The 11,890-nt window shown below is 72.0% G+C and carries 11 protein-coding genes and 3 pseudogenes; 8 read left to right on the top strand and 6 right to left on the bottom strand.

Features of this window, described 5'->3' with window-relative positions; translation table 11 throughout:
* Window positions 1–79 precede the first annotated feature (79 nt).
* Window positions 80–1,069 (top strand): ornithine cyclodeaminase family protein, encoded by a 990-nt coding sequence (locus tag V2J85_RS01965; protein ID WP_330820747.1) that lies wholly within the window; start codon window positions 80–82, stop codon window positions 1,067–1,069.
* Between the two features lie 25 nt (window positions 1,070–1,094).
* Here the strand turns inward: V2J85_RS01965 and V2J85_RS41595 are convergent.
* Window positions 1,095–1,748: pseudogene (locus tag V2J85_RS41595) on the bottom strand (MFS transporter); the annotation flags it as partial.
* A gap of 48 nt (window positions 1,749–1,796) precedes the next feature.
* Window positions 1,797–2,180: pseudogene (locus tag V2J85_RS41580) on the bottom strand (MFS transporter); the annotation flags it as partial.
* Window positions 2,181–2,469: 289 nt separating this feature from the next.
* Here V2J85_RS41580 and V2J85_RS01955 point away from each other — a divergent pair.
* From V2J85_RS01955 to V2J85_RS01935, 5 genes are all read left to right on the top strand, one after another.
* The gene (locus V2J85_RS01955) at window positions 2,470–2,841 is read left to right on the top strand and encodes a YciI family protein (protein WP_261953429.1); all 372 of its coding nucleotides are present in this window, start codon (window positions 2,470–2,472) and stop codon (window positions 2,839–2,841) included.
* On the top strand, window positions 2,838–4,049 hold the full coding sequence (locus V2J85_RS01950) for an RNA polymerase sigma factor (protein ID WP_330820442.1): 1,212 nt from the start codon (window positions 2,838–2,840) through the stop codon (window positions 4,047–4,049). Before V2J85_RS01955 ends, V2J85_RS01950 begins: the two co-directional genes overlap by 4 nt.
* 127 nt (window positions 4,050–4,176) lie before the next feature.
* Window positions 4,177–5,031, top strand: a complete 855-nt coding sequence (locus V2J85_RS01945) for a methyltransferase domain-containing protein (RefSeq protein ID WP_330820441.1) — start codon at window positions 4,177–4,179, stop codon at window positions 5,029–5,031.
* Between the two features lie 280 nt (window positions 5,032–5,311).
* Window positions 5,312–6,022 (top strand): response regulator transcription factor, encoded by a 711-nt coding sequence (locus V2J85_RS01940; RefSeq protein WP_261953432.1) that lies wholly within the window; start codon window positions 5,312–5,314, stop codon window positions 6,020–6,022.
* Window positions 6,019–7,626, top strand: coding sequence for a sensor histidine kinase (locus V2J85_RS01935; protein WP_330820440.1), 1,608 nt, complete (start codon window positions 6,019–6,021; stop codon window positions 7,624–7,626). Before V2J85_RS01940 ends, V2J85_RS01935 begins: the two co-directional genes overlap by 4 nt.
* Window positions 7,627–7,631: 5 nt before the next feature.
* Here the strand turns inward: V2J85_RS01935 and V2J85_RS01930 are convergent, their stop codons facing one another.
* Window positions 7,632–8,075 carry a hypothetical protein gene (locus tag V2J85_RS01930; RefSeq protein ID WP_261953434.1) on the bottom strand — a complete coding sequence of 148 codons (444 nt, stop codon included), beginning with the start codon at window positions 8,073–8,075 and terminating at the stop codon, window positions 7,632–7,634.
* Window positions 8,076–8,377: 302 nt separating this feature from the next.
* Here V2J85_RS01930 and V2J85_RS01925 point away from each other — a divergent pair, with 302 nt between their 5' ends.
* Window positions 8,378–8,830 (top strand): hypothetical protein, encoded by a 453-nt coding sequence (locus tag V2J85_RS01925; protein WP_330820439.1) that lies wholly within the window; start codon window positions 8,378–8,380, stop codon window positions 8,828–8,830.
* Window positions 8,827–9,108: a hypothetical protein gene (locus tag V2J85_RS01920; RefSeq protein ID WP_330820438.1), complete on the top strand. Its 282-nt coding sequence runs from the start codon at window positions 8,827–8,829 to the stop codon at window positions 9,106–9,108. Before V2J85_RS01925 ends, V2J85_RS01920 begins: the two co-directional genes overlap by 4 nt.
* A 160-nt stretch (window positions 9,109–9,268) precedes the next feature.
* On the opposite strand, the gene V2J85_RS01915 is transcribed toward V2J85_RS01920, so the two are convergent.
* The 3 genes and pseudogenes from V2J85_RS01915 to V2J85_RS01905 all read right to left on the bottom strand — a co-directional run bounded on the left by V2J85_RS01915 (window position 9,269) and on the right by V2J85_RS01905 (window position 11,855).
* Window positions 9,269–9,769: a hypothetical protein gene (locus tag V2J85_RS01915; protein WP_330820437.1), complete on the bottom strand. Its 501-nt coding sequence runs from the start codon at window positions 9,767–9,769 to the stop codon at window positions 9,269–9,271.
* A gap of 158 nt (window positions 9,770–9,927) precedes the next feature.
* Window positions 9,928–10,320, bottom strand: a pseudogene (locus V2J85_RS01910) (hypothetical protein); the annotation flags it as partial.
* A 23-nt stretch (window positions 10,321–10,343) separates the two neighbouring features.
* Window positions 10,344–11,855, bottom strand: a complete 1,512-nt coding sequence (locus tag V2J85_RS01905; RefSeq protein WP_330820435.1) for an alpha/beta hydrolase — start codon at window positions 11,853–11,855, stop codon at window positions 10,344–10,346.
* Window positions 11,856–11,890 lie beyond the last annotated feature (35 nt).

The following is an 11,890-nucleotide window of genomic DNA, read 5'->3' as shown; positions in this document are numbered from 1 at the left end:
CCGTACGTGGTGATGCAGCGAGATGCGACGAGGCACGACGAGATCCGTCGTGATGCGACGTGACCGGAGGTCGAACCGGATGCTGGTGGTGGGGCGCTCGGAGGTGGAGGCGCTGCTGGACATGGCGGCGCTGATCGATGCGCTGGCGTCGGCGATGGCCGACCTCAGCGCCGGACGGGCCTCGGCGCCGGACCGGGTGGCGGCGATGGTGCCGGAGCGGGAGGGCTTCGTCGCCGCCATGCCGGGCCATGTGCCCTCCGCCGGGGCGCTGACGACCAAACTCGTCTCCGTCTTCCCGCACAACGCCGGCACGCCGCTGCCGACCCATCAGGCGCTCATCGTCGCCTTCGACCCGGACACCGGCGAGCCCACGGCCCTGCTGGACGGTACGGCGATCACCGCCGCGCGGACCGCCGCCTGTTCGGCGCTCTCGGCGCGGCTGCTCGCCCGTGCGGACGCGTCGGTGCTGGCCCTGCTGGGGACCGGCGCCCAGGCCCGTTCCCATGCCCGGGCGATGTGCCGGGTCCGCCCCATCCGCCACATCCGGGTCGCCGGCCGCAACCCGGCCCACGCCACCGCCCTCGCCGCCGAACTCTCGGCCGAACTCGGCCTCCCCGCCGAGGCGGTGGCCACCTACGCCCAGGCGCTCGACGGTGCGGACATCGCCGCGGCCACCACCCACGCCGTCGACCCCGTCGTCCGCCGCCCCTGGCTGACCCCGGGCGTGCACGTGACCTCGGTGGGCTTCAATCCCGCCGGCCGCGAGGTCGATGACGCCACGGTCGCCGACGCCCTGGTCTGCGTCGAATCCCGGCAGGCGGCCCTGGCCCCCTTCCCCGCCGGGAGCAACGACCTGCTGCACCCGATCCGCGACGGCATCATCACCGCGGACCACGTACACGCCGACCTCGGCGAACTCCTCACCGGCAGCCGACCCGGCCGCACCGCACCCGCACAGATCACGCTCTACAAGTCCGTCGGCGTCGCGGTCCAGGACGCCGCGGCGGCAGCCCTCGTCGTCAAGGCCGCCCGGGAACGGTCCGTCGGGACGGACATCGACCTGGGCTGAGCCGTTCCATGACCTCCGCAGGGTGTTATGCGCCCGTCGTCTCGTAGTCGGGGAGTGCGGCCGGGGTGGTTCGGGCGGCCGGGCGCATGGTCAGGGTCAGTACCGCCAGGCCGGCGAAGAGGACCGCGGCGGTGAGACCGGTGACATGCAGGCTGGAGGTGAACGCCTCCCGCGCGGTGTGCAGCAGTTCCGCGCGCCGGCCGGCGGGAAGGTGCCGGCTGGTGGCGACCGCGCCGGCCAGCGAGTCGGACGTGCCGTGCATCCGGCCGCGGTAGATCACCGCGGCCACCAAACCGAGCAGCGCGAAGCCGAGCGAGCCGCCGAAGTAGTTGCCGGTCTCCGACATCGACGCCGCCGAACCGGCGCGCTCCGGCGGCACGGATCCGACGACGAGCCCGGTGCCCAGCGCGAACAGCGGGCCGGTGCCCAGCGCCAGTACGGCGATGCCGGTCATCACCAGCGGCAGGGCGCTCGCCCCGCCGATACCGACGCCGACCAGCAGCAGGCTGCCCAGCGCCGACCCCACCAGCCCGCCGGCGATCGCGGTGGTCTGCCGCATCCGCCGGGCCAGCGCCGGCGCGGCCATGGTGCCGACCGCCACGCCCAGGCCCATGGGCGCGAACAGCACCGCCGACGCGACCGGCGAGAAGCCCAGCACGCTCTGCAGGTACTGCGTCACCAGCAGACCCGTACCGGCCATGGCGAGGCCGGCGAAGACCAGCGCGACGCAGGTCGCCCAGACCGCGATGGCCTGCCCACGAGGTCGCTCGTCGCGGAACATGTTGGTGATCAAGGCCAGGGTGGACGGTGCCAGGGTCGCGCCGGCGACGCCCAGCAGCGCACGCGCGACGATCAGCATCAGCGGGCCGACCGCGAAGGCGGCCACCACCGACAGCACCGCGAAGGCCGCTCCGCCGATCATCAGCAGCCGTCGGCGGCCGATCCGGTCGCCGAGCGTACCCATCGTGATGACCAGCCCGGCCACCATGAGGCCGTAGCTGTCACTGATCCACAGCTGCTGGACGCCGGTGGCACCCAGGTCGGCGCTCAGCCGCGGGAGCGCGAGGAGCAACGCCGTCATGTCCATCGCGACGAGCAGTGTCGGCAGCATGAGGACGATCAGCCCCAGCCATGCCCGGTTGACTCGCAGATCCGAAAGCACCAAAGGCCCCTGTTCTCTCGACGTGTTCTCGCCACGTCATCTCTCGACGTGTCGCCGGTCGGTCGGAGCCGCCGGGAGCTTCTTGACGTCGCGGCGGACGGATGCGGCGGCGAAAAACCCATGCGAAATTTCTGGCGGGGGAGGTGCCGGGGATGTCAAGGCGACGGCGGCGGCTCCGACCACCGGTCGAAGGGCCCGGCCAGGGCCCGCGAACCACGAGAAGCACCAGGAGTACGACATGAAGTTCCTGATCAGCCTGCACATCAACCCGGCCGTGCTGGACGCGCTGACCGACGAGGAGAAGGCGGCCATCGGCGACGGCCACGCCACGTTCATCGAGTCGCTGAAGAAGTCCGGCGAGCTGATCACCACGCAGGCGCTGGTCGACCCGTCCCAGGCCGCGGTGGTGCGCGTGCGCAACGGTCAGCCGGTGGTGACCGACGGTCCTTTCCTGGAGGCCAAGGAGTACCTGGGCGGCTTCTACCTGATCGACTGCGAGCACAAGGAGCGGGCGATCGAGCTGGCGGCGCAGATCCCGGACACCGCGATCGAGGGCCTGGGGGTCGAGGTGCGGCAGGTGATGTTCGCTGACGGACAATTGGAGGCATGACCGCACGAGCCATGGAGGACCTGCTGCGTGAGCTCACGCCGCAGGTCCTCGGCGCATTGGTACGCCGGTACGGCCAGTTCGAAGGGTGTGAGGACGCCGTACAGGAGGCCGTCCTCGCCGCCACCGTGCAGTGGCCGGCCGAGGGGGTGCCGGACAACCCGCGCGGCTGGCTGATGACCGTCGCGTCCCGGCGGCTCATCGACCAGATGCGCAGCGACCACGCGCGCCGCGAGCGGGAGTCCGCGGTGGCCACCGAGCTGGTGCCCGAGGACGTTCCGGACACCGACGACACGCTCGTCCTGCTGTTCCTCTGCTGCCATCCGACGCTGACCGCGGCCTCCCAGACCGCCCTGACGCTCCGGGCGGTCGGCGGCCTGACCACGGCCGAGATCGCCCGCGCCTTCCTGGTGCCGGAGGCCACGATGGCGGCCAGGATCAGCCGGGCCAAGCAGCGCATCAAGGCGGCCGGCAGCTCGTTCAGCCTGCCGGACGGCGCGGAGCGCGAGGAGCGGCTACGGGTCGTCCTGCACGTCCTCTACCTGATCTTCAACGAGGGCTACACCGCCTCGTCGGGCAGCGAACTGCACCGCGCCGACCTCGCGCACGAGGCGATCCGGCTGACCAGGACGGTGCACACGCAACTGCCCGAGGACGGCGAGGTGACCGGGCTGCTCGCGCTGATGCTGCTGACCCACGCCCGCCGGGAGGCACGTACGACGGCGGCCGGCGATCTGGTGCCGCTGGACGAGCAGGACCGTACGACGTGGGACCGCGCCCTGATCGACGAGGGCACCGAACTGATCAAGGCCGCGCTGGCCGCCCCGGCCCTCGGCCTCTACCAGCTGCAGGCCGCCATCGCCGCCACGCACGCGGACGCGGCCACGGCCGAGGAGACCAACTGGCCGCAGGTACACGCCCTTTACCTGATCCTGGAACGCATCGCGCCCAACCCCATGGTCACCCTCAACCGGGCCATCGCACTCGCCGAGACCGAGGGCCCGCCGGCCGGTCTGGCCCTGCTGGCCACCTTGGACGGCGACGAGCGGATGGCCGGGCATCACCGCCTGCTGTCCGTACGCGCGCACCTGCTGGAGAAGACCGGTGACCCGGCCGCGGCGTACGAGCACTACCGGCGCGCCGCGAAGGCCACCGCCAGCATCGCCGAGCAACGCTACCTGGAGTCCAGGGCGAGCCGGCTGAGGACCTAGGTTCTGTCCCAACTCCCGCTCGGGCAGCCGTAGTTGTCGCGATGCGAGGTGTGGCGAGGCAAGGCGCGGGCACGCTGGCGCGCCCTCACGCAACCACCCACCAGCTCCTCTGTGTCATGATCGGCACATGGGCCAGGACAAGGGATCTCGGGACGAGGGATCTCAGGGCGAGGTACCTGAGGGCAAGGGCTACCTTCTGGACAACCGGCAGGTCGAGGCGGGTACCCGCTTCGACGCGCTGTCGGCCCTCTTCGACGCCTCGACGTTCCGGCACTTCGAGACGGTCGGGATCGACGAGGGGTGGCGGTGCTGGGAGGTCGGTGCCGGTGGGCCGACCGTCGCCGCGTGGCTCGCCGACCGGGTCGGTCCCCGCGGCCGCGTACTGGCCACCGACATCGACGTCTCCTGGACCGGGACCGCCGCCGAGGGCGTCGAGGTGCTCCGCCACGACGTCGCCCGCGACGAACCCCCGGCCGGCCCCTTCGACCTGATCCACGCTCGTCTGGTCCTCGTCCACGTCCCCGACCGTGCGGCGGCGCTGCGCTCCATGGTCCGGGCGCTGCGCCCCGGCGGGTGGCTGCTGCTGGAGGACGCCGACCCCGCGCTGCAGCCGCTGATCTGCCCCGACGAGTACGGCCCCGAACAGGAGCTCGCCAACCGGCTGCGCCGCGGCTTCCGTCACCTGCTGCAGCAGCGCGGTGCCGACCTCGCCTACGGCCGCAAACTGCCGCGACTGCTGCGCGAGGCCGGCCTCGTCGACGTCGCGGCCGACGCCTACTTCCCGATCGCCTCACCCGCGTGTGACGTCCTTGAGACCGCCACCGTCCACCAGGTACGTGACAAGCTCACCGCCGCGGGCCTCGCCACCGACGAGGAGATCGACCGGCACCTCGCCCACATCGCGGCGGGCCGCCTCGACCTCGCCACCTCCCCGATGGTCTCGGCCTGGGGCCGCCGCTCCTCGGAAGGCGGCGCCTGCTGACGACGCCGCGGGGGAGCCTCGACGTCTGCTGACCACGCCGCGAGAGCGTGAGGGTTTCCCTCCACAGGAAACCCACAAGATTGCCTCCTACTTTCCCGATGCGGCTACCGTGCACGGATGCCGCCGGCGGGTGGGTCGGGAAACCGGGACGGCATGGACAGTGAACTGCACACGATGCGGTGGCGCGGTGGTCCAGGGGCCGGACGGCCGATGGTGCTGCGGCAACTGCGGGGCGAGCGGATGAGCCGAGGCGCCCGATGAGACGAGAGTGGAGCCCTCCATGTGCGCGGCCAAGCGCCTCGACCGAGTCCTGGTCGTCGACGACGACGCGATGATCCTGCGGTCCCTCGGGCGCGGCCTGCGGCTGAACGGCTTCGCCGTCACGCTCGCCGAGGACGGTCCGACGGCTCTCGCGGAACTGGCGGAGACACCGCCGGACGTGATCGTCCTCGACGTGTCGCTGCCGGGGATCAGCGGCATCGAGGTGTGCAGCACGCTGCGGGCCAACGGTGACGAGGTGCCGGTGCTGATGCTGTCCGCACTGGACGAGCTGGCGGACCGGGTCGCGGGCCTCCAGGCCGGGGCCGATGACTACCTGGTCAAACCCTTCGCCCTGAAGGAACTGGTCCTGCGGCTGCAGGCCCTGCTTCGCCGCCGCCCGGCCGGTGACCGGGACCTCGTGCAGGTCGGTGACCTGGTCCTCGACACGGCCGCGCGCGAGGTGACGTACGGGGGCGTGGCGGTCGGGCTCACCCGGCGGGAGTTCGAGCTGCTGGAGGTCCTCGCCCGCAACGCGGGCGTCGTCCTCACCCGCGACCAGCTCCTGGACCGGGTGTGGGGCTACGACTTCGAGGTGCGCACCGACGCCGTCGACACGTTCGTGAGCTATCTCCGGCGCAAGACGGAAGCCGGGGGCCGGCCGCGCCTGGTGCACACGGTCCGCGGCGTCGGCTTCGTCCTGCGGGCATCCGGAACGGACACCGCGCGATGAGGCTCACCACCCGTATCGCCCTCGTCATGGGCCTCGCCATGCCCCTGCTCGTGCTCGGCTCGGGGGCGCTGCTGCTGCGCCTGGTCACCCGCGACGTGCACGCCGAGCAGGACGCCCATCTGCGGGAACGGGCCGCGGTGCTGCTGCCGATGGCCAGGGGACTGCTGCGGACCGAGGACAGCGGACAGCCGCGGAAGGCCGCGAACCGGGAGCGGCAGCTGCTCGACGCGGGCCTCGACGTCGGCGTGCGTCTCCTCACCGCCGGAGGCGGATCGGCGGTGGCCGGGAACGACGGCGGCACCGCGGTCGTGCCCGGTCGGAACGCGACCACGGGCGATGGCCGGCAGGAGTACCGGGTGGTGGCCGCGGCAGGTCCTCAGCCGGCCGCCACCGCGCCGTTGCCGGTCGCCGCACCCGACCCGGTGACCGTACGGGCCCGCGGCCACGCCTGGCGGGCGCTGTCGGTGGAGGTGGGCGGCGCGAACGCCCGAAAGGGCCCGCGCGGCACGCTGTGGGTGTTCTCCCGCGGAGCGGCCGGGAGCGCCGAGATCACCGCCGTACAGCACCGCATCCTGGTGGTGGCGCTGATCGCCGCCCCACTGGCCGGGCTGCTCTCCTGGGCCATCGCCGAACGTGCCACCCGGCCGCTGCGCCGCCTGCAACGGCGGGCCGGCGGCCTCGACCCCGGCACCAGCGCGGCGCGCCTGGACCACGCCCCGTCGCGGATCACCGAGGTGGACGACCTGGCCCGCACCCTGCAGACCGTGCTGTCCCGGTACGACGAGCAGGCGGCGCGTACCCAGGAGGCCCTGGCGACCGCACGGGCCTTCTCCGCGACCGCGTCCCATGAACTGCGCACGCCGCTGATGGGCATGCAGACCAATCTGGACGTCCTCACCGACCACCCCGACCTCGATCCGGCCGACCGCGCCGACGTCCTCGACGACCTGCGCTCCGGACAGCAGCGGCTGATGGCCACGCTGATCGCGCTGAGGGCGCTGGCCCAGGGCGACTTGGTGGAGGCCGACGCCTTCGGTGTCGTGGACCTCTCCGAGCTGGTGGCTGCGGCGGTGGCGGATGTGGAACGGCACGTGGCACGCCACCACCCCGGCGTCCGGCTGACCCTCCGGCTCACCCCCGGGCTGCACTTGAGCGCCTGGGAGCCGGGGCTGCGGATGGCCGTCGACAACCTGCTCCGCAACGCGGTGGTGCACGGGAGCCGGGCGGGCCTGCCGGCGCGGATCGAGGTGGCACTACGGCCGGGCGGTCGGCCGGCGGATCCGATGGCCGTGCTCACCGTGGACGACGACGGCCCGGGCATCGCACCCGAGGAGCGCCACCAGGTCTTCCAACGGTTCCATCGACGCGCCGGCAGCCCGGGGTCGGGGTTGGGATTGACCCTCGTGGCCCAGCAGGTCGCCCTGCACCGCGGCACCGTACGCATCCTGGACCGGCCGGCGGGGACCGGCGTCCGCTTCGAGGTCCACCTGCCCCGCCCCGGCGACCCGGCGGCCGACACCCGCACCCTGGAACTGCCGCTGCACCGCACCTGGCTGAGCGAGGTCCCGGGGGAGGGCCCGCACGAGCTGCCGACCCGGGCCTGAGCCCGTCATCCCGTACGCGGCCGGGACTCCTTGACCACCCGCGTGGTTGCCCGGACCGCCCCCGCGGCGCACCTCACCGAGCGGAACCGGCCGCCGACCTCCGCGACCCAGAAGGCGTCGGCCACCGTGAGCGCCTGGACACACCGGTCGCGCCGCCATCCCCCGAAACAAGCCTGGACGACATCGGCGCCGGGTGGCAGCTGCCCCCACGCCAGCGTCCAGTGCGCTCCCGCCCGGCCGCCGTACCGGCCACCTCGGAGCGGGGAGACGCAGAGCGTACTCACGACGGACACATCGATCAGTCCGGCGCCGCTGTGCACCTCCAGCGCCGGACGCTCCTCGGAGCCCCGGCCGACGCGCAGCAGCCAGCCGCTCAGGGGCAGCCGGATCTCACGGGGTCCAGGGGCGGCGAGGACGGTGGAGCCCGCAGGGGAGGGCTCGTCCGTCACGAGGAAACCATCAGAGTCCACAGTCTCTCCCGGGTTCGAGGCTCGATGTGCGTGACCGTCACTGACGCTCAACCGGCCCGGAGCATAAGGACGTTCCTTGTGGATTCCTTGTGCCGCACCGCCCCCGTCCTGGCCGGCCGGCGGCTCACAAGGTCCCCACAAAAAACGCTCCTATGTTCTGCAGCACGGCCCCGCCCGCCTCGTGTGAGCCCCGTACGGCGGCCGCGCTCATCCATTCCCGGACACCCCCAGACACTCCAGTCATTCCAAGAAACCCATTCCTTCCTGAAGGGAGCACCACCATGCAGCGTCCCAAGATCGTTGTGGCGGGAGCCCTGTCCACCCTCGCGCTCACCGGTTGTCTGCTGACCAGGGCAGCGTCGGCGAACGCCGCGGACTCCGGCAGCCCGTCGTCCTCCGAGGCCTCGGCGACCGCCCCGCACCACGGCAAGGGGCAGGGCAACGGTCACGGCAAGGGCATCTGCCACCGCGTGCCCAAGTTGGAGAAGCGCATCGACAAGGCGCTCGACCGGCTCAACGGCGACGCCCACACCCGTGGTTCGATCGCGCGCATGGAACAGCGGGTGAAGAACGCCCGGGCCAAGCACCGCGACGCGGTCGCCACGTTCCTCCAGGACCGGCTCACCCACCGCAAGGAGCTCAAGCCCACCCTCACCCGCGAGCGCACCGACCTGAAGGCCGTCGCGGCGTGGTGCGCCAAGAAGAACGGTGGTAACCAGGGCACCGGCTCATGAAGCAACGTGCCCGGCGCGCCACACTGCTGCTGACCGCGGCACTCGCGGTGCCCCTCCTGGCGGTCACCGGTTGTTCGCAGGACTCCGGCCGGCAGGCACCCTCGGGAGGCTCCGTGGAGAGCGGTGCGTCCTCGACGTCGCCCACACCGACCGCCGCCCCGACCTCAGACACGTCCTCCGGTTCGTCCACCGAGGAACAGGAGATGGCGAAGAAGGTCCAGGAGGCCGAGAAGGCAGCGGACGCGGCCGACGCCGACGCGGCCGAGGACTCGCGGTGAGGAAGTGAGGGGCCGGTAGGGAAAGGGGCGGGGCGCGGCCGCTGGAAGGCAGCTGGAAGGCTTCCCCCCGGAACAAAGCATTCCACCGGGCCATTACAGGCGCACACGACGGATCCACGCAGCCCGAAGCCGCGTGGATCCGTCAGCCGATCCGGTCGCGTCAGTCCAGATCTTCCGAGTAGTCGGTGGTGGCGCAGCCGTCCACTTCACCGTCGTCGGCGGTCTTGCCCTCGGGTGCGTGGAAGCCCGGCTTGCAGTTGAGGAACAGCAGCCCGGCATCGAGCAGCTTCCGTCGTTGGTCGTCACTGCCCGGGTCGACGGCGAAGTCGTCCCCGATCATCAGGTCGTCCTGCTCGCTCTTGTCCGCCTTGACGGCGGTCTGGAACGCCTCCATGTCCTCGATGGTGAGGAAGTCGGCATCACCGCCGCCGACCGCCGGGTCGTCGCACTCGCCGCCGCCGTTGATGCCCTTCATGCCCATGGCCTCGACCCGCGCCACCTCCGGCGGCGTGGCGATGTCGACCTTCTCGCAGTGGAGTGCCGTTCTGAGGAGTTCCGCGGTCTCCTGGGGTGACCCGCCGGAGGGCAGGCTGCTGCAAGCGGAAACCGATGCCAGGGCAACTACGGTGCCGGCCGCGGCGAGTATTCGATGGAAACGCATGAGTCCCTTTGCAGTGGTGGCTTCGAGACGAGCACCGAACGGCTGTGACGGTGCATCGGCTGCCGAAAGGCAAAGAAAGCCATGCACTCCCCCGTTCCCCCGCTCTGATCATTTGACCGGAACATGGTAAACGCAGACCGTGCCGGCTGCGTCGCCGCTCAGGGGCGTGGGACGCTCAGCACGACCGCCGTTCCGGCGACGGTCCGGTCTTCGTGCATGGTGATCACTTGGCCGGGCTGCAGGTGCTGCCACTGGGGCGGGGTGAGGGGGGCCAGGCGCACCGTGGCCCGTCCGCCGGGCTCCAGGTGAGGCGCGAACTCCACCCACAGGCCGGCGATGTTGAGTGCCGGCTCGCCGGCGGGGGTTCGATTCCCGATGTTCCACATCGGCCGAAGGACCCCGGCTCCCGAGAAGGGTGTCTGCCGGCGTCCCACGTCGGCCGGTACGAGGGTGAGGTCCGCCCGGATGATGCCGTGTTGCGTTTCGTAGCAGCGCCAGCGACACCAGGCCGCGCTGCGCTCCAGTCGCATCTGCTCGGCGGCGGTGGCGAGGGTCGGGCCCGGCGCGTGCCGCGCTACTTCGCGCCCGGTCCGGCGGGGACGGGGAGCGGGCCGGCCGCACACGTGGTGTCGTGCTTCGGTGCCGCGCCGGTCAGCAGGTATGTGCTGACGATGCCGTCCACGCACGCGTTGCCGTTGCGGTACTGCCCGTGGTCGCCGCCGCCGGTGACGGTGACCAGGCGGGAGCCGCGCAGGGCCCGGTGGTCCCGGAGTGCGGCCTCGTAGTACGTGGCCGGGTCGTGCACCGAGTTGAGCATCAGGGTCGTCGGCAGTCCGGACCCGGTGACCTTCACCTTCGGCGCGGTGGCCGCGGGCCAGTACGCGCACACCGAGGAGAAGGCCAACTCGCGGGCCCCGACGAGCGGTTGGGCCGCCGCGTCCTTCGCGCTCTGCCGGACCCAGTGCCCGACATCGCGGTTCCAGGCGGTGTCGTTGCAGGTGACCGAGAAGAACTCGGCCAGGAAGGCCGGGCTGAGATACGAGCCGAAGACCTTTTCCACGAGCTGCCGCTCCGGAGCCCCCGCCCCGTCCCCGTGGTCGAGCGCGACGAGCGCCGACGCCAGCGCGGGGAAGCCCTCCTTCGCGTTGTACACGGCTTGGATCGTGCCGTTGTCCAGTTGGTTCGGGCCGATGACGACCGAGCCGACGGTCACCGGGTGCTCCGCCAGCGCCCGCCGGCGCGCCTCCCACCTGGCCTTGGTCTGCGCGACCGTCCGCCCGTAGTGGTAGACGGCGTCGTATTTCGCCAGCCAGGGCAGGAAGTCCTGCTCGAAGCGGCGCTGGAAACTCTTCGGCTGTCCCGTCTCGAAATCCTCCCAGGAACCCGACCAGCCGACGTTGCTGTCCAGTACGGTCCGCTCGACGCGCCGCGGGTACAGCGTCGCGTAGTACGCGCCGAGCATCGTGGCGTAGGAGGGCCCGTAGTAGGAGATCTTCTTCGCCCCGAGCAGTGAGCGGAACAGGTCCATGTCCCGGGCCGTCTGTTCGGTGGTCAGGTACGGCAGCAGTCCGCCGCTGCGTGCCTGGCAGTCCCGCGCCAGTTTGCGCGACCGCGCCAGCACGCCTTGGACGGCGGCGGGGGAGCGGTCCCGGAAGTCGTGCGCGAAGAACTCCTGGAACTCCTCGTCCGTCTGGCACACCGGGTGCGTGCTGCGGCCGACGCCGCGCTGGTCGAAACTGACCACGTCGTACGCGGCGCCCACCGCGGGCTCGTCCTTGACGAAGCCCTCCGGCCGGTTCAGCCCCGAGGCACCCGGCCCGCCCGCCGCCATCATCAGCACCCCGCGCCGCTCGGCGGGGCTGCTCGCCCGGTGCCGGGAGACCGCCACGGTGAGGTCCACCCCGGCATCCGGCCGGTGCCAATCGCGCGGCACCGTCATCCTCGCGCACTCCAGCGACGAACCGCCCCCGCAGGGCTGCCAGTCCAGCCGCTGCTGCGCGTACCGGGCGGGCACCCGCAATCCCGCCCCGTTGGCCTGTGCCCCGCCCGCCGGCAGCAGCGTCGCGGCCACGACCACTGCGGCCACGCCCGCCAACGCGGACGCGCCCCACCACCGCGTAC

Source organism: Streptomyces bugieae (assembly GCF_036352915.1).
Lineage (GTDB): Bacteria > Actinomycetota > Actinomycetes > Streptomycetales > Streptomycetaceae > Streptomyces > Streptomyces endophytica.
This window is presented reverse-complemented; position numbering and strand designations above follow the sequence as displayed.